At 32.6% G+C, this 20432-nt stretch carries 12 protein-coding genes; all 12 read right to left on the bottom strand.

The features are described from left to right. The gene (locus tag AC9UEH_RS02965; protein ID WP_509528222.1) at positions 1-744 is read right to left on the bottom strand and encodes a DUF1961 family protein; all 744 of its coding nucleotides are present in this window, start codon (positions 742-744) and stop codon (positions 1-3) included. Between the two features lie 9 nt (positions 745-753). Beyond that, entirely contained in the window at positions 754-1419 is a 666-nt protein-coding gene (locus AC9UEH_RS02960; RefSeq protein WP_509528220.1) for a hypothetical protein, read from the bottom strand. Between the two features lie 10 nt (positions 1420-1429). Continuing rightward, a complete protein-coding gene (locus AC9UEH_RS02955; RefSeq protein ID WP_509528219.1) occupies positions 1430-2584 on the bottom strand; it encodes a formylglycine-generating enzyme family protein in 1155 nt (384 codons plus the stop codon). Positions 2585-2653: 69 nt separating this feature from the next. After that, positions 2654-4282, bottom strand: coding sequence for a sulfatase (locus AC9UEH_RS02950; protein ID WP_509528217.1), 1629 nt, complete (start codon positions 4280-4282; stop codon positions 2654-2656). A 68-nt stretch (positions 4283-4350) separates the two neighbouring features. Then, positions 4351-6057 carry a chondroitinase-B domain-containing protein gene (locus AC9UEH_RS02945; protein WP_509528216.1) on the bottom strand — a complete coding sequence of 569 codons (1707 nt, stop codon included), beginning with the start codon at positions 6055-6057 and terminating at the stop codon, positions 4351-4353. Between the two features lie 26 nt (positions 6058-6083). Further along, positions 6084-7892, bottom strand: coding sequence for a T9SS type A sorting domain-containing protein (locus tag AC9UEH_RS02940; RefSeq protein WP_509528215.1), 1809 nt, complete (start codon positions 7890-7892; stop codon positions 6084-6086). A gap of 23 nt (positions 7893-7915) precedes the next feature. Then, entirely contained in the window at positions 7916-9538 is a 1623-nt protein-coding gene (locus AC9UEH_RS02935; protein WP_509528213.1) for a sulfatase, read from the bottom strand. A gap of 14 nt (positions 9539-9552) precedes the next feature. Continuing rightward, a complete protein-coding gene (locus AC9UEH_RS02930; RefSeq protein ID WP_509528212.1) occupies positions 9553-11178 on the bottom strand; it encodes a sulfatase in 1626 nt (541 codons plus the stop codon). Between the two features lie 85 nt (positions 11179-11263). After that, on the bottom strand, positions 11264-12439 hold the full coding sequence (locus AC9UEH_RS02925; RefSeq protein WP_509528210.1) for an alginate lyase family protein: 1176 nt from the start codon (positions 12437-12439) through the stop codon (positions 11264-11266). A 27-nt stretch (positions 12440-12466) separates the two neighbouring features. Beyond that, positions 12467-14893 (bottom strand): glycoside hydrolase family 2 protein, encoded by a 2427-nt coding sequence (locus AC9UEH_RS02920; RefSeq protein WP_509528209.1) that lies wholly within the window; start codon positions 14891-14893, stop codon positions 12467-12469. Positions 14894-14897: 4 nt separating this feature from the next. Next, positions 14898-16070, bottom strand: coding sequence for a glycoside hydrolase family 88 protein (locus tag AC9UEH_RS02915; protein WP_509528208.1), 1173 nt, complete (start codon positions 16068-16070; stop codon positions 14898-14900). A 233-nt stretch (positions 16071-16303) separates the two neighbouring features. Next, positions 16304-20401: a two-component regulator propeller domain-containing protein gene (locus tag AC9UEH_RS02910; protein WP_509528206.1), complete on the bottom strand. Its 4098-nt coding sequence runs from the start codon at positions 20399-20401 to the stop codon at positions 16304-16306. Positions 20402-20432: the final 31 nt, after the last annotated feature.

Below are 20432 nucleotides of genomic sequence, written 5' to 3'. Positions count from 1 at the left end.
TTATTTATTTGTTGTTTTTATACTTGCATTTTCCCAAACCTTAAAATTTCTATAGGCGAAATGGGTCCATTGCATTTGTCGGAATCCGATTTTACCATCTTCTAAAATTTTTCCGTATTTAATTCCATCGTCAGTCCAATCAATTATTTTTCTATCGTCAATATACATTAGGATTTTACCCTCATATTTAACTAATTTCATTTTATGAATTGCTGTTGATAGCACTGGGATTCCAATTTCTCCTGTTTGCACCAAATTAAATCCTTTGTTTTTTCTCAAATTAGCAGTTTCCCGATTTGGATTGTCCCGTCCATTTGCATAATACGAAATATGATAGTCATTCATGGCGCCTTTGGTATAATCCGTAAAGGTTCCAAGCGTTCTTTTTGGCATCGAAGCATCAAAAATACTTTCTCCTTTCAAACCTTTAGCTGCAAAGAAAATAATACACAAACCCGCGTCGATTTCCTGATTTTGAGCTTCCCATTCGGCTATAAAATTCCCTGGAAAATCAGCAAGACACCAAAAAACGTGATGTCCTTCTTCATTTGGAGAAAAAATATGCATCCAATTATTTTTGAATTCAATTTTTGCTGGCCCTTCTAAAATCCAATCGTTTACGATTTCAGAAGTCGCCAAAGAATTACTGTAAAGCAATTTGCCTTTGGTAAATTCTTGAGAATAACCATTGAAAGTTGCCAAAAGAAAAATTGCAAAAAACGCTTTAATTACTGGATTTCTCATTATCTAATTTTAATGCTCAATTTTATATTCAATGACAATATTAAACAACGGAATTTTGCTGATATTTTTAGTTACATGCACCATCGGCTCTGCAAATTTTACGGTATTGGCAACTTGAATTCCAGTCCCAGGTTTTCCAATAGAATAGCGAGGATCAGTTAATTGCACTTGATTCAACCGAACAACCACCCTTTGAGCATGACTGTGCAAGGCTCTTGTATCTCCTGGATTTAGTCTTTCCTCAAAAACTCGAAACTCATCATTTTCATATACAATAGTATTTTTCATTGGTTCAACCCATTCTTTAGGTTTTGTCAAAGCCGGATGAACTTTCTTTAAAGCAATTTCAAAATAAGAGCCTTTCGGCAAATCATAGGATTCATTCTCAAAAAAAACGGCAATTTCCCCTCTTTTTATCTTTATTGTTCCGCGATTACTATTAAATTTAATTTTATCTAAAGCAACAATAATACGTGTTCCAAAATTTGGTGTATTTGCTAAAGTACAAGCCGCACCATCTCGAAGCACTTTCATGTAAGCATTGTCTAAAGCAACTGAATCTTTATTTGCAATAGCAAAATTTTCTAAACATATATTTGAAATCGAATGACTATTTGCAACCGCTATTTGAGCCGTTAACGCTAACAAAACTAAAAATAAAAAGAAATTTTTCATAGTGATTTTATTAATTGGATACACATCTAAATCCTAAATGTTCCATGGAAGAATCAGCCGAACTTTTCATTCTTGCCGAAACACGATAGCCGCTACAATAGGAGTCATTACATAAAAACGAACCGCCACGCATCACTCTTTTAGCAACCAAAGGTTCATCAGGATCAAAGCTTTTCAAAGCTCCTTTTGGATTAATCGCTACTTTAACTTTTTTGAAGGAATCATAATAAGTGTTGTTGTATTTATCAGCACACCATTCCCAAACATTCCCTGCCATATCATACAAACCATAACCATTTGGTTTAAAAGATTTTACTGGTGCTGACCCCATAAAACCGTCGGTACCGTCATTTTTATAGGGAAAATTTCCTTGAAAATAATTGCAATGTATTTTTCCTTCATCCACTTTTTCGTTACCCCAAGAATACACATTTTTCACTAAACCACCTCTTGCGGCAAATTCCCATTCCGCTTCTGTTGGCAATCGTTTACCTGCCCATTTGCAATAGGCATTCGCATCATCCCAACTAATATGAACCACGGGGAAATTTTCTTTACCAACAATATTACTGTCTTTTCCTTGTGGATGATTCCAATTCGCTCCATGCGACCAACTCCACCACTGACTGTAATCTTGCAAACTTACTTCGCCTCCCGTTGCCACAAATACCAAAGAAGCCGCCTTTAGAGTTTCAGGTTCCGGTTTTGGAGTATCTGATGGCAATTGCTTTTTTAAATCTTCCCAATTAATATCTTTATCGGCTGTAGTGACATATCCTGTTGCTACTATAAATTTTGCAAACTGGGCATTTGTAACTTCCGTAATATCTATGAAAAAACCATTCAATTTCACATCATGTTTTGGCAATTCATCTTGACGCGCTTGATTGTTATCTCCACCCATACTAAATGTTCCGCCGGGAATCCAAACCATTCCTTCATGATTTTTTAGGTTGGAATTCGTAACCGATTTCCCTTCTGTGAAATTAGATTTTGTTTTAACAGCAAACCGATTTGGAATGGCCGCAGTACAACATGATTTAGTGTTGTTAGTCTTTTTTACAGCTCTCTCTTTTTTAATAGTTGTTTGTTGAGCAACTGTTTTAAAAGGAGTAATTATAAATAAACTTAGCATTAAAAAAAAGACCGAAATAATGTTTTTCATCGTATGATTTTAAATCGTTTTATTCGACACTAAATTTATAAAATAATTTAGATACTTTAGCTTAAATTGCTATTTTACTTGTGAAGCGAAAAAAGCGAGCATTTTATTTTTTAAATCTTTGGCAACCGATTTGTATTCCTTTTCATCAGCCACATTTATCGTTTCGTTTGGATCTTTATCGTAATCATATAATTCCGTTCCTACAATCAAATTAGAATCAAAAGCTTGTGTACTTCTAAAATTATTGGTCATCCAAATCGTATATCGGTATCTTTTGTCTCTCAAAGAATAGCCCATCACTTTTGAAGAAGCATAACCTTGACGTTCTGTTTCTGTATTAGTTCCGCTACGTGGATATTGACTTATTGAATAGTCTTTTACTGATTTTACTGATTTATTCATCAAAGGCAGCAAACTCTTTCCGTCTAAAACTTCAGGAATTTTCACACCAGCTAAATCACATAATGTTGGAAAAATATCCACAAATTCTGTTGAAGCATTAGTAGTTGAAGCCGCAATTCCTGGCGCAGCAATTATCATTGGTGTTCGAGTTGCTTGTTCAAAATTGGTATGTTTGCACCAGAGATTATGATCGCCTAAATGCCATCCGTGATCACCCCAAAGTATAATTATTGTGTTTTTGGTCAATCCTAAAGCATCCAATTTGTCTAATAATTTCCCTACTTGAGCATCGGTATAGGAAACTGAAGCATAATACCCGTGAATTAATTCTTTCTGTTTGTCTATTGGCAAAGTCAAACCAAAATCCTTTTGATCAGTGAAAGAAACTAAAGGTGGAATATCAGAATACCCTCTGATTTCTCCGGCATTGTGATAGGCAACATCAACACCATTTTTTGATTTCTCTTGAAAAGCAGCTAACGGCATGTCTTCTCTTTTATATAAATCCCAATATTTTTTTGGTGCTACAAATGGCAAATGAGGTTTTGAAAATCCAACAGCAAAAAAGAAAGGTTTTGTATCTGATTTTAATTTTTCTAAAATTTCTAAAGCTCGTGATGCGTTTGCTCCATCATTATAGGCATTATCAGGAACATCGGCACATTCAACTGATGGTTTTACCAATTTTGAAACATAATCGTCCAATTCTTTATCGGCCAAACCTTTTAATTCTCCCTCTTTAGTATATTTCAAAGCCAATTCTTTAGTTTCAGGCAATTGATAGGCTCCTAAAACAGGCATTCCTGTTTCTTTAGCATAATACCGTTCTTCTGTTTTGAAATAATTATAAAAAGGAACACTCCAAGAAGGGGCATCCATTTTTTTATCTACACATCTTGAATCATAGATTTTACCAATTCCCTGAGTTGAATATCCTTGGGTAATTAAATATTGTGGCAAACTCAAAATATCTGGATTGATGTCACGCATTTTGGTTTTTAAATCCCAAACTTGAGTATAATCTGGACGTTTTCCTGTCATTATACTCGCTCTAGTTGGTCCACAAACGGCTTGTTGGCAATAATTACTCATAAAAACAGTTCCCATTTTTGCCAATCGGTCAATGTTTGGGGTCTTAATTAACGTATTTCCATAACATCCTAAAATAGGTTTTAAATCGTCAATAGCTATAAATAAAATATTTGGTTTTGTTTTTTCTTGTGCTGAAACATTCGAAAGAAAAAGAAATGTAAAGACGATTGTTATTACTTTAAGGAAATTCGAGTAGTTTTTCATTTTGATTTTTTTATTTATAAGATGCTAATATTAGTAAAAGGTTTAATGTTTATTTAAAACAATTTTAATTATTTTGAGATAGCCAATTTTATTGCTTTTGAATAAGAATTAGAATACAATTGTACTAAATAAATTCCATTATTTAAATTGGTAATATCAATAGATTTTTCATTGTTAATTATCTCATTTATAGCAATGAATTGTTTTTTAACAACTTGTCCATTTGTATTTATAATTGTTAATTCCAAATCCGAATCAATAGTATTTGGAAATTGAATAGAAAAATTATTTTTTGCTGGATTTGGGAAGATACTCGTTTTTTTATCTTGTAAATCAAATGAATTTGTAGAAAGCGCCACTAAATAAGAAGGTCCAACTTCCGATAAAGTCAACGGATGGTTTGTTGTAGTTCCAGTTGTGTATTCATCGCAACCCACGTCTTTTAAAGTAACGGTTGAAGGACGTGGCTGGCCGCTAATATCAAACAATAAATTAGGGTCATCATCGATATTTGTAATATCTAAAATAGCTGGATAACCAGCAATAGCATTATTAACAGGACTGCTGGATGATAATCCATAATAGCCTTCAGAATTAAAAGCTAAAAATGGATTTGTACTAGTCATTCCAGAAGCAATAGTAGCACCTAAAGTTCCTTGGTAGATATTCCCAACCCAGGTGGTTCCTTGATTTGGATTTATAAAAAGAGAACCTGAACTCTTTTTAAATATATTATTTGCCCAAGTATTATTAGCTGCTCCTGTTCCTCCTAAATCAATATCACCACAATTATAAAAAGTATTGTGAATGAAATTTATATTATCTTGATTAATTGTTCTAGGAGATGCTGCTGTTGGCGGAATTAAGGGAGCTACATATACATAAATTACCGCACCCATAGAATTGCCTCCTGAATTTTCAAAATAATTGTTATAACAGTAGATATTATTGGCTTCTTTAACTCTAATTCCACCAGCATTTATGAAAAAATTACTATAAGCTACATTATAGTCTCCATTTCTAAAACAAAGCATCGCATTTTGTTGATTTGTAAAAGTGCAAAAACGAACCACGTTTTCTTGGCATTTAATAGAAACACTTTCGCTGTCGCCAAGTCCTGTATTATTGAAATAACAATGTTCAACAATTGTTCTTGATTTATTTAAATATTCTGCACCCAAACCAATTCGTATCGGCTCGTTTCCGTTATCGCCACCAATACCATAATAATTTTGAAAAGAACAATAAGTTATTCTATGATATCCCGGAACAGTCGCAGATGTTGATATTTGTATCGTACAACCAGCAATTGCTGCCGCAGGTTTTTTTTCTAAATTGCAATAGGATATTTCATTGTATTGAGTTCCAGCTTTGACTTCAATGTATTTTTTAGCGTAATAATTGCTGAAATTTAAATGTGTGAGTCTATTTCTGCTTCCATATACTTCTATTAAATAACTACTTCCAATATCACCATCCGTAAACTGAAATCCACTAAATGTAATGTTATTTCCATAGATATTAATATCGCCGTAAACATTTAAAAAAACACCACCTGGAGTTTGAGCTAGAACTGAAATATTACTATTGTTAATATTTAAAGTTACATTAGAATACGTTCCATTGGCAAGAATTATTACATCTCCAGTAACTGAAGAATTACAAGCTAGTTGCAAAGCGGCTATAGTGCTCACATTGATTGTAGTTGCCTTCAATGTCTGTAAAACCATCAAATTTAGGAGTAATAAAAAAGTAACTAATTTTAATTTTTTCATTTTTTTATTTTAAGCTAATTAATAATCTATTTTTTGACAATAAATTTAATTGTATTAAGATTTATGTCATTTATAATTTCGGCAAAATAAATGCCATCATTCAAATCAAAAATATCAAAATTAAATGCCAATTTATCATCAGAATAATCAACTATTTCTATTTGTTTTTTTACGATTTGTCCATTTACATTAAATATAGAAATCTTACAATTTGAATGAAATAATTGATTTGAATGAATTGTAATTTGAGATTTAGCTGGATTTGGAACAATAAATATCGAGTTTTCAGCATTTATGAAATCAAATTGATTGTTAGATAATGTAGCTAGTCTGTCATTTAATTGCGCAATAAACAAACTTGGAATTGCCGTTATGTGGGTTCCTTGAGATTGAATTACACCTAATTGTTCGGTAGTAGCATCCCCAACATTAGTAATGTCTGGGCAAATGCAACCAATAGCCCAATTTATCTCATCGCCTGGAGGATCTTGTATTGCCATTCTAGCTGCATTACAATTCCAAAACATAATTTGTCCACCAGACCATCCATGACCACTTCCCATGACCAACCGGTTTTGCACATCCATTCTTCCGTCACCAGTTAAATTATCAAATAATATTCCTGTCGCCCAACGATGGTGTGGACCAATATCATTAAGTTGTAGTGTAGAAGTACTATTATAGAAAACATTAGGGCCACAGGTTCGACTTCCGTCAACATAATCATGACGACCGCTTCTGGTGGTACAATTCTGAACCAAACAACGTTGCCCGTCAATATCAAAAGAATACCTTCTGCCACCATCGACTGTTGATTTTGCATCCAACATTTTACAACTATCTACTGTTATAAAACTGGCGTTAGAATTGATGTGAACCGCCGAATATCCAAAATAATATACTTCTAAATTTTTAGCCCATCCATTATAAATGTTATCAAACGAAACTGCCTCCCAACCATGATTTTCATCAATAGATGAAATATAACTAGATGAAATTCTCATGTTTTCTATACCACAATTTTGAATTCTACTATCCGTAAATTTCACCAATTCACCAGTTGAATAAATCGGGTCAATAATATCCATTATTGGCGCATCTAAAGTGATACCATTTCCATTAATGTTCATTATTTTTCTTTCAGAATTCATGTCATAGGAACTCGCTGTCCAATTTACCGCCAAAGGATCTATTGTTGATAATAAATTCATACCTAGCAAATTTATCCAAGCATCATTAGGAATTCGATGTACAAAAACTTTATCACCAATGGCAAATGTGTGTCCTGAAGCGACTGTAATTTGTTTTTTTCCAATCGGAACATATAAATCTGTAATTGGTTTTCTAGTTGAACTTGAAGAATTGTAAGCAGTTCCTGAAGTACCTGCAAAAATAAATAGTGTGTATTGTGAGGTTTTAGTTGCAACAAAATTAGTTCCGCTTCCATTAAATCCAACTCCACGAAGAACAATTCCACTTGCTGAAATAGTTACTGCATCGCTCATATTATAGGTTCCTGCATTGAAAAGTATTGTTCCTCTAAAACCATTTGCGTCTAATGGCATTGCTGCTACTTGATTGATTGCATTTTGCACATTGGCTAAATTATCCCCAAGTACAGAATTTACAGTGAGTACGACCCCAACTGTTGGAATTGGCGCTTCACTATTCCGATAACCCACGGCACTAAAATCGGGAACAACATTACCTTTTGCGTCAGCGGTATAAATTAAACGACCATTGGTTCCAACAGAAACCAAACTTGAGGTTTGAGCATGACTATTTCCTTGTAATAATACAATTATTAGAAGTACAAGGAAATAGTGTTTTTTCATTTTATAATTATAATTATTTGAAACTATTGTTTCGTTTCTTGACTCTTAAAAAAAGCAATCATTTTTGATTTTAAACCCGCTGAAATCGAAGTGTAATTTTTATCATTTACAACATTTACTTTTTCCAAAGGATCTTTTACATAATCATACAATTCCGAAGCGTAAACTTGCGATTCATTAAAAGCTTGTTTACTCGTGAAGTTGTTCATCCAAATGGTATAACGGTATTTATCAGTCCGCAAACTGTAGCCCATCATTTTAGAATCGGTATAACCCAATTTGGTCATTTCAGCTTTCTTTAGCTTTCTAGGATATTGGCTAATAGCATATTCTTTTCCTTTAGCTTTATTGTTTAACATTAAAGGTTTTAAACTTTTTCCGTCCAAGTTTTTAGGAATAGTAACACCCGCCAAATCACAAATAGTTGGGAATACATCAACAAATTCTGTTAATGAACTTGTTTTACCTGCTTTAATTCCAAGGCCTGCAATGATTAATGGTGCTCTAGTAGCTTGTTCAAAATTGGTGTGTTTGTGCCATAAATCATGATCGCCTAAATGCCAACCATGATCGCCCCAAAGCACTATAATAGTATTGTCTAAAGTTCCTAAAGATTCCAAAGTATTCAAAAGAATTCCAACTTGCGCATCCATATAGGAAACTGCTGCATAATAACCATGGATAAGTTCTCTTTGCTTTTCAATTTTCAAACCGATACGAAGAGAATCAGCTGGTAAGGTTGCAAATTCAGGAATGTCGATATAATTACGTAATTCCCCAGATTGGTGATACGCAATGAGCGGACCGTTTTTAGAATGCTCTTGAAACGGCGCTATCGGCATGTCTTCCCGTTTGTATAAATCCCAATATTTTTTAGGCGCTACAAAAGGCAAATGAGGTCTGTGAAATCCAACTGCCATAAAAAACGGCTTGTCGGTTTTAGAAAGAGTAATAATTTGATCTTTAGCTAATAATGCAATTACTCCGTCTTCATAAGCAGTATCTGGTACCTCCATGCATTCGGTCGAAGGTCCTTTGATACTTTTAGGATTTTCATCATTTGCTGCCAAGTCTTTATTCTGTTGTTTTCTTTCAGCAATAATATCTGGCGTCATTCTAATTTTTGTTTCAGGCAATTGATATTGCCCATTTGCTGGTAGTCCCAAATCGGCTGGGAAATCAGATTCTTTAGATTTTAAATAAGGAATACTCCAAGATACAGGATCTACGCCACCAATTGCGCTTGAAGGATGGTAAATTTTTCCAATCCCTGAAGTTGTATATCCTTGCGAAATTAAATATTGTGGAAGTGTCAAAGTATTCGGATTTGCATCTCGCATTTGAGTCGTTAAATTCCAAATTTTTGTAACATCTGGTCGAGTTCCCGTCATTAAACTAGCACGCGTAGGTCCACAAATAGCTTGCTGGCAATAATTTTTATCAAAAACAGTCGCCATTTTTGCCAATCTATCAATGTTGGGAGATTTAACTAAAGTATTTCCATAGCATCCCAAAAGTGGCTTCAAATCGTCCACTGCAATAAATAAAATATTTGGTTTGCTTGTTGGTTTCTTTTGGGCAATTATAGCATTTGAAATTACAAATAAAAATAATATAGAGGCTAATTTGAAATATTGATTTTTCATAAAAATGCTTTTAATTATAATTTAACTTCCTTTGATTTGAAATAAGCAACCAATTTTTTATCTAAATCGGCTGCAACTGCGGCATATTTTTTATCGTCAGAAACATTTACTTTTTCTAATGGATCTTTCACATAATCGTATAATTCTTTATTGTAAACTTTATCGGCACTATACACTTGGTCGCTGGTGAAATTTTTCAACCAAACCGTATAACGATATTGTTCTGTGCGCATAGAATACCCCATTAATTTTCCTTTTCCATCTTCTACTTTATTAATATCGGCTTTATCCATTTTTCGAGGATATTGACTCATTGCATATTCTTTTACCGAAGCTTTATTGTTTTTCATTACAGGAACCAAACTTTTTCCATCTAAATAAGTTGGAACTGTTCCCCCTGATAATTCACAAAGTGTAGGATAAACATCCACAAATTCAGTCATCGATTTAGTTTGACCTGCTTTCAATCCTGGTGCTGTAATAATTAAAGGTGCTTTGGTAGCTTGCTCATAATTCGTATGTTTTCCCCACATATCATGATCTCCTAAATGCCACCCATGATCTCCCCAAAGGACAATAATCGTGTTATTCAGAGTTCCTAATTTTTCTAATGTATTTAATAAAATTCCTACTTGTGCATCAGTATAAGAAACCGCAGCATAATAAGCATGAACCAATTCTTTTTGTTTTTCGATAGCTAAACCAAATTTATTCACGCTTTTGTCAGTGTATTTCGCAAATTCTTTAACGCCCGAATAGCTACTTAATTCTCCTGAATTTTGGTATGAAAAATCTTTGCTATTTGCCGCATGCTCTTGAAATTCGGCAATTGGCATATCTTCGCGTTTGTACAAATCCCAATATTTTTTTGGTGCTACAAAAGGAAGATGGGGTTTATGAAAACCTACTGCCATAAAAAAAGGTTTGTTTTCTTTAGACAATTTAATTATTTGTTTTTGGGCTAAAAGTGCACTTACGCCATCTTCATAAGCATTATCTGGCAAATCTAGACATTCAAAAGCTGGACCTCTTGAACTACCGCCATCCTCATCTAAATCCTCTTTTTTGTCTTTCTTTTTACCTTTTCCTTTACCAGCTTCATCTGTACTCCCGATTTCCTCTTTTGCATTTAATGCCTTTAATTCTGGAGATTGATAATGTTTTTGAACTGGCAATCCATTAGAATAATCAGATTCTTTTGGAACTAAAAAAGGAATAGACCAAGACTGTGGGTCATATTTTTTGTCCACACAACTCGGATGAAATATTTTTCCAACTCCAGAAGTAGTATAACCTTGACTTATAAAATATTCAGGAAGTGTTACAATATTAGGATTCATATCCCTCATTTTTGTTTTCAAATCACGAACTTTAGTTACATCTGGACGCATTCCCGTTAAAAGACTTGCACGTGTTGGTCCGCAAACCGCTTGTTGGCAATAATTATTCATAAATACCGTACCCATTTTTGCCAGTCGATCAATATTTGGCGTCTTAATAATTTTATCTCCATAACATCCCAACACTGGTTTCAAATCATCAATTGCGATGAAAAGAACATTAGGTTTTGATTTTTCTTGGGCAATTATAGGAGCAATTGATAAAATACCTAAAAGTGCTGCTGCGATTAACTGTTTCATTATAATTTATTTGTTATTTGTTGTTAATTATTTTTGATGTTAAGACTATTACTATTCAATTTGGTTTAAACGATTTGTATTTTAATTAATTTTTAAAAACCCATAAAATTGGATATCGAACCGGCATATTTCTAATTATTTCAGGCGTAGTTACATTTGCCTTGAGCGATTTCCATAATTCGATATACTTTTTATTCTTGAAGGCAAAACCACCAAAAAGCAAGCTCGATTGTCGCACCGGCCATTCATCCCAATACATTACATCATGTTGAAACGGCCAAACTGATTTATTTTCGATATATGGAATCATGAATTTTATTCCCAATTCTAAATTTTTTCCGTCGGGTGTAGTGTAAGCAAAAAGATTATTATGTTTTGTAGATAATAACTGACAAATACTAGTCATCGCATCTAAATTAAATAACGAATAACCATACGGTTTTGTTCGTTTTAATTCCAATGGAAAACTACCATCTTTATCCATTTGATTAGGTAATAAGGTATTTTTATAAAAATTACTACAAAAAACCATTGTATTTTCGTCACCTATAAAATTCGCAAAAGCGGCTACTTGCATCGTCCAGCATACGCTGTGATTATTGCCGTTGTCCCGTTCCGCAATTCCATATTCATGAGTGGTAATCCATTTTAAATAATTCGTAAACCATTGAATAATTGAATTGTATTCTGCTGATGAAAGAACTGCCGAATCTTGAATTGCTTGTATAGCTAAGGTAACCTCAACCAAATGTACCGTGTCAATAATTCCAATTCCACGCCCTGTTGCAACACCTTTTATTGCTTGAGCATATAGCAAATTCGGATTCATTTTAGTATCAGGATTCACAAACCAAGCTTTTAAATGAAGGGCTAATTTTTCAGCATATTTTTTATTATTCGTCAAAACATAAGCCGAAGCCAAAGCACCAGATAGTTGGCTAAACCGGATTAAAGCTTCTCGGTGCGCAGTGAAATTAGCTGGATTGGTTAAACCGTCTTTTCGAATATAAGGACCGTTTGGATTTTTTTCGTCAGGCCACCAATAATCGCCTTCAGAATAAAAATCGTGATTTGTTCCCGCACTTCTTTCACAAAAGGAAGCCGTAACTGTTTGAGGAAGTTCATTCAAATAAGCATCCGCATTTATTAATACGCGACTTCTTTCAATTTCATTTAAATTAAAAGCCATTTTGATATTGGAACAACTGATAGCCGTAATTCCAATAAATAACATAACAACTTTTAGATTAATTTTTTTCATTTGAAAGAGGTAGAAATACCCGATTTATTATTTTTTGAACTTTAAAAATTCTCCTTTAAAATTTTGATTCAGGATATTCATTTCGATAGAATCGCTTGTTGAATCTGGAATAACTTCAATTGACGCTTTCCCATTTGCCATTTTTATAGACTCACTTCCGGTTGGAGTCCCTTGGTTTTTTAGTGTTTGTCCACCCGATAAACATTGAAAATAGACACGATCTTCATAATCCAAACAACGTAATTTGTTTTTATCGACTGCAATTGCAGTTACCAGATAATTTCCGTTTTTCATTTTTTCTGCTGATAATTCCAATCCGTCTGCAGGTCCATTTTTAGTAAAACGATAATTTACATCGATTGTATCGGATACTTTTTTTCCATCATTTGAAATGCCAACAGCGATAAAAGTGTTTTTCCCATCTGCAAAATTCACTTCCCAAGTCAAACCACAGGCAGGAAAAGCAGTAATATCACGAACTTTAATTCCTAAAGAAACTCCATTTTGGAAGAACTCCACTTTTGGACAATTGCTATAAACATTCAAAATTCGAGGCGTGTTTTTTGGACCTTGTCGGTCTGTCCAAGTATGCGATTCGATGTAGGTAAATGGCTTGTCGCTCCAATAACTTTTAAATACATAATAGGCATCTTTAGGATTTCCATTTCTGTCAACCAATCCTTTCTGATTCATATATGGAATATCATCTTCAGGACGTAAAGGCGTTGCAAAGTCTTTGAATGCCCATTGCAAATTCCCTACAAATGTTGGGTCGTTTTCAGAAATATGCAAATGCCAGTCAAATAAATCGACAATATAGTTTTCGCTCCAATCACCAATTTGAGCAATATTAGCGACTTTTGTTTGAACGATTGCTTCTTCCCAACCTTCCGATTTTATCTGACCTTCGCCAGTAATTGGGTTTTCTGAATGGCGACCAACATGGCTATCACCACCGTATTCTGCGTGAATAAAATGTTTGTAATCTAATTTATATTTATCAATTGCTTTTTTATAGCTTTTATAACTTCCAGAATACCAACCCGACCAAATGGAAGGAGAAAAAACATCTACAATTTTTGAACCTTCTTCATATTTACGAATAACAGTTTTTCGATTTGGGTCTAATTTATGTGCAATATCATTAAGCTCCGTTAAAAAAACGTTCATCTTTAAGGTATTATCTCCATCTTCAAAATCGGGTAACCAATTCATTTCATTTCCCAAAGACCAAAGAATAATCGAAGGATGATTGTAATTTTGATTGATTATTTCACCAAGCATATTTTTAGCATTGGTTTGCCAAACTTGATTTCCAATTCCACCACGACACCATGGCAATTCATCCCAAACCAATAAACCCAATTCATCACACGCTTTATAGATTTCTGGATCTTGTGGATAATGTGCCAATCGAACAAAATTCGCACCCATTTCTTTGATGGATTCCATATCTTTTCGATGTTGCTCGTTTGACATCGCAGCCCCAACTCCTGCATGTTCCTCGTGGCGGTGTGTTCCGCGAATTAAAACTCGTTTCCCGTTAAGGAAAAACGGACCGTTATCTTTAAATTCAAACCATCTAAAACCTACTCTATCTTCAATTTTATCCTTTTCAATTCCATTTTCTAACAATGAAACAGAAACCGAATATAAATTTGGTTTGTTAATATCCCATAATTCAGGATTTTTAATATCATTAAAAGTAATTGAAGTTTCTTCCCCTGAAAAATTTCCTTTTTTAGTTGCAACTATTTTTCCTTTAGGATTAGATAATTGGGCTACATAATTGAAACTACTTTGGTTTTGAAGATTTTTTACAGTTGCAATTACATTTAATGTAGCTAATTTTTCTGAAACTTGAGGTGTTATTATTTTAATATTATCGATATTATTTTTTGCCATTGAAAGCAACCAAACATCTCTGGTAATTCCGCCATAAATAATAAAATCGCTTTTTTGAGATGGAATTATTTCAATGTTATAACTATTATCAACACGAACTAAAACTTCATTATTTCCTTCATTAATAAATTTAGTAATATCAAAAGTAAAACCGATATAACCACCAATATGTTCGCCAACTTCTTTTCCATTTACATATACTTTTGTAGTAATGTTGGAACCTTCAAAATATAATTTGTAAAGTTTATTCGAATCAATATTTGATATCACAAGGTTTTTTTTGTACCAACTGGCGCTTCTTCTGTAGCCAGGATCATTATCCGTTGCGTCTTGACTGTTCCAAGAATGAGGTACGTTTAAGGCAACCCAATTCGTTGCATTTTTTACTTCCGATATATTTTTAGTATCGTTTTCTAGGTAATTCCAACCCAAATCAATGTTGGTTTTAGTTCGAAGTATGCTTTCTGATTTTTGAGCATAGATTACGTTAAAACAAAATAATATAATTATCGCTAGTGCGTTAGAGGGAGTGTGAATTTTGAATTTCATAAATTTAAAGAGATTGTTTTCTAATAATTGCTTCCAAAAAATAATAATCAGCATAGACGATTGGCTGGTCTATTTCATCTTTTTTAGGCCAATTTCCAGTACTATGATTTAAAATAAATGGCCCTTTTACAGTATCATTTAAAAGATATTTATCAGAACTTAAAGCGTTTATTACTTTATTTGAATAGTCTAAATAAGATTGGTTCTTTGTAAAAGAATATAATTCTATTAAAGCAGAAGCCATTATAGCTGCTGAAGATGCGTCTCTAGGGGCATTTGGAATACTCGTGTCATTGAAATCCCAATAGGAAATTCCATCTTCAGGCATATTTTTATTATTAATATAATATTTTGCAGTAGCTTCGGCTTGTTTCAAATATTCCTTGTTTTTTGTATAGCGATAACACATCGTAAAACCGTAAACCGCCCAAGATTGCCCCCTAGCCCATGACGATTCGTTGTTGAATCCCTGAAAAGTGGCTTTTTTTCTTACTCCATGAGAAACAGTATCATAATCAACTACGTGGTAACAACTGTTGTCTTTTCTGAAATGATTTTTTAGGGTTGTATTGGCGTGTTGAATTGCAATATTTTTAAAAGTAGGGTCGCCAGAAATTTTTGATGCCTCAAATAGCAATTCTAGATTTAACATGTTGTCAATAATAACTGGGTAATCGAAAAGTTCTTTACTGTGGTCCCAAGATCGGATGGCTCCAATTTTTGGATTGAATCTAGAAATAAGAGTTTGAGCACTTTTAACGATAATTTTTTTATACTTATCATTATTTTCGACTGCTAATCCTTTACCGAAACTCCCATATACTTTGAAACCTATGTCGTGAGTAGTTCCGTTGAATTTTTCTTTTTCAATAAATGCGTTCCAAACAGCGGCTTTTTCTTTGTATTTAGTATCGCCCGTAAGTTTGTATATCTGCCAGAGATTACCCGCATAAAAACCACTTGTCCAATCTTTGGATTTAACTTTTTTTACAACTCCAGTCGAACAATCCATACTTCTTGGAATTGAAACGGAATCAATTGGGAAATCTAAAAGTTTTAAAAATCTTGAATTGATTTCTTTTTTAACTTCAATAGTAGCTGGTTTATATTGGGCTTGACAATTACTATTGATTAATGTAAAAACAACTATAAAAAATAAAGAATTGAATTTCTTCATGGTAAATTTGAATATCTGATTAATAACATCCAAAAAAATAAATCAGTTTGTACAACTAAATAAGAACTATTAACAATAAACTCATCGCTATTATTAACACTATCAATATTGATTGAAACAAGTTGATTTTAATTTTCTTGGAATTCATTCCACAAATTTAAAAGGAACTATGATTTCAGAAATCCAAAATTGGGTATTCAAAAATACAAAAGCATAAAAAAATGATATTTAGTTTAGGCTTTAGTATTGTCAGAAAATTTATTCAAGTATTGCGTTGGGGTTTCGCCAAACTTCTTTTGGAAACATTTACTAAAATATTTGGGATTATTAAACCCTACTTTATAACTAATTTGAGATATGTTTATCTTGTTTTGCTCTAATAATTGTGCAGCTCTTTTCATTCTGATTTCATGAATAAACTCATTGGGAGTAAAATTTGTCCACGCTTTTATTTTAGTAAAAAGCATCGTTCTACTAACTCCAAGTTCAGAACAAAAAAATGGAATATCAAATTGTTCGTTTGAGATATTTTCTTCCACAACTTTAAAAGCCTTCTTTAACAATTGCTCGTCTAATGACGAAACGGTAATTTCGCTTGGCGCAAAATTGTCTTCAGATGAAAATTTAGCTTTTAAACGTTGTTTAGAATCAAGCAAATTTTTTATACGTAATTTAAATTCAATTAGGTTAAATGGTTTGCTAATGTAATCATCAGCACCGCTTTCTAATCCTTCAATTTTATATATCAATGATGACCTTGAAGTTAGTAATATTACAGGAATATGACTCGTTTTAATGTTTTCTTTAACTTTAGCACACAATTCTGTTCCCACCATTTCTGGCATAATTACATCACTTACAATTAAGTCCGGGACAAATTTCAATGCTTTTTTCAAACCTATTGCTCCGTTTTCAGCAACGATGATATTGTATTCTGCTTTAAGTAGATTTTTCATAAAGGATCGTAAAACTTTATGATCTTCTACAATTAAAATAGTTCGTTTTTCATCGGTAACATCTAGGTCATTAATGTCTTCTTCGTCTTTAATTTCGGGTAAATCCAATTGAACTTCATATTGCGCGACATCATCACTTATTTTAAAATCTTTTAAAATTTCTTTGTCCGAAAGATGTTTTCTACCCAACTTCATTGCCACTTTAAAAACAACTCCTTTGGTGCTTTTGTTTTCGACAGTAATAGTTCCTTTATGAAGATTTACTATGTTTTTCACAATAGACAGCCCAATACCCGTTCCTTTATTGTAATTAATTTGAACTTCAATGTGCGTTGGGATTTCAAAAAATAAATCAAATATTTTTTCGATATGTTTTTTATCAATTCCAATTCCAGTATCTTCAACTTCAATGATTATTTCATTTTTCTCTTTTCTAATTTTAATTGCAATTTCGCCTCCTTTTGGAGTATAACGAAAGGCATTTGAAATTAAATTATAGAATACGCGTTCCAATTTAAACCTGTCAAAATAGACTAAAATTTCCTCATCTGTAGATTCAAATGTAAATTTATAATTACCATCTTTGGCATATTCTGTAAATGATAAAAAGATTTCCTTGATATATTTAACAATATTTCCCTCGGCTGTTTCTAGTATAAATTGATTGTTTTCAAATTTTCTAAAATCCATCAATCTATTGATTAATTTCAAAAGATGGTTGGCGCTACTTTCAATTACGAGGAGTTTTTTATACATTTCATTTGAACCGTTGTAGTTCAAAAGTATTTGTTGTAGCGGCCCTAAAATCAAGGTTAAAGGAGTTCTAAACTCATGAGAAATATTTGTAAAAAACTGCAGTTTAGCACTATTATCTTCTTTATTTCTTTCGCTTTCTCTGTATTCCAATACTAATTCTTGGCGTAGTTTTTCTTTAGATTTTATTATCCATGCCAAACCATAAAGTGAAATCCATAATAAAATTGCATACAAAGAAAGCGCCCACCAGCTTTTCCAAGGCGCGGGTTTTACAACTATTTCTAAAGTGGTTGGAACAGTATTCCAAACTCCATCATTATTAGCTCCTTTTACCTCAAAAACGTACGTTCCTGAATTTTGAATTGTAAAAGTTGCAGAAGTATTTGAAGTCGTAGTCCATTCATTATCCAAACCAACCAATCGATAAGAGTATTGATTATTTGTAGAATTTACAAAATTTGGAATTGCAAAACTTATAGTAAAATTGGCTTTGTCATAACTTAAAGTTAGTGATTTTGTAAAAGTAATTGCTTTTTCTAGAATATCATTTTCATTGGCAACATTAATAGATTTGTTAGCTATTTTAAAATCAGTTAAAATAACTTGAGGCGAATATTTATTAATTGGAATTTTTTTGGTGTCAAAATAGGTAATCCCAGATGGACCTCCGTAATAAAATTTGTTGTATCCAAGTTGCAAAAAGGCATTGTCATTAAATTCATTGCTTACTAAACCATCTTTTTGGTCATAAATAAAGGCAGATTTATTTGATAGATTATATTTTATAATACCATAATTGGAACTCATCCATAAATTATTAGTACTATCTTCAGCGATAGAATGTATCGCCGTTACTTCTGAATCGTCTTTTTTAATATTTATTTTATGAAAATTTATGCCATCAAAATCATACAGTCCTTTAGCCTTTGTCCCTATCCAAATTTTTCCTTTTTTATCTTGAAATAATGATAAAATATCATCTCCAGAAAGCAATTTATTGTCAAAGAAATAGTGTTTTATGTGATAGGTTTTGTTATCAAAATCATTAAGATTAATCACATTCAGTCCGCTTTGAGTTCCAATCCACAAATTGTCTTTTTTGTCTAATAACAGTGTTCTGACTCTATTATTAGTCAAAAAATTATCGTAATAATTATCATTGCCAATTATTTGATAAGAATTATTCGAACTATCATATCTAATCAATCCTTTGCCAAATGTTCCTAACCAAAAAACATCGTTTTTTCGACCTTTTTTAATTACATATACTCCAGATTCTTTGAGTACATTTTTTAATTCTGGAGCAATTTTTTCATTAATAAATCTTTTAGATTTAATATCATAAGCTGCCAATCCTTCGGTAAAAGTACCAATCCAAAGAGTACCCGTATTTGAGAGGCACAAAGATTTAATATTATCAACAGAAATACCATTGGAAGCAGCCGAATTGATTTTTGAAGTCATTCCCGTTTTACTATCCAAAACGGTAATTCCCCCACCTTCAGTTCCTATGTATATGTTTTTATTTGCATCGGCAGCCAATGAACTCACCACATCATAACTTAGTGCACTTGTTCCAGAGCTTTGATTTAAATTGGTGAAATTATTATTCGATTCATCCCAAATACTAATTCCATTGTAATAAGACCCAATCCATATCAATCCTTTTTTATCTGTGAAAACTGATTTTATTTTACTAAAACTTGTCATTCTGTCTGGATTATTATATACTTTTTGAGTACTTCCATCATTTTGAATTGTACTCACACCTTCATACGTTCCAACCCAAGCAACTCCCTTTTTATCAAAATCTAAAGTTCTTACATCCGCGTTTATTTGGTTTTGATTTACTGAAAATGGAACTAGCTTTTTTGAAATTGGATCTAATTTTAAAAGCCCATTTGTTTTGGTAGCTACCCATAAATTCCCAAAATAATCCTCTTTGATGTCTTGAACATAAACGCTTTCGCCTTTTAAAGTATAATATTGTTTGAATTTATAATTATCTTTTTGACGATCAATTAGTTGGCATAATCCCTTTGATGTTCCAATCCATATTGCGCCTTTTTTTGTTTCACAAATAGACAAAATAAAATTATTTGAAAGACTTAAATTGTTTTTAGAATTATGCGAAATTGTGGTGAATTTTTGAGAAGTTTTATTGAAAATTGACAGTCCTCCTGCTGTAGCAATCCAGATTTCATTTTTAATTTCTTTAATATTCCAAATTGTATTATTAGACAACGTATTGGCGGCATTACCATGCAAATAATGCTTAAAAATATTGGTGACCGGATTGTAACAATTTAATCCGTTGTAGGTTCCTATCCATATATTTCCTGATTTGTCGCCTTCAATAGAAAGAATATCGTTGTTGCAAATCGACAACGTGTCTTTAGGATTATTCCTAAAGACAGTTATGCTACTGCCGTCATATTTGTTAAGACCATCACGCGTTCCAAACCACATTTGCCCTTGCAAATCTTGGTGAATAGCGATAACAGAACTTTGGGAAAGTCCATTAACTGTAGTAATGTTTTTTAATCTATATTGATTGGATTGGGAAAAAGTTCCAATGCTTAAAAACAGTATAAAAAAAGAAATTAGTTGATTTTTCATGCTTTACTTATGTGAAAACAATTCAAATTGG

Source organism: Flavobacterium sp. (genome assembly GCF_040402835.1).
Taxonomy (GTDB): Bacteria; Bacteroidota; Bacteroidia; order Flavobacteriales; family Flavobacteriaceae; genus Flavobacterium.
The sequence above is the reverse complement of the archived record's forward strand: the minus strand, read 5'-3'. Positions and strand labels throughout refer to the sequence as shown.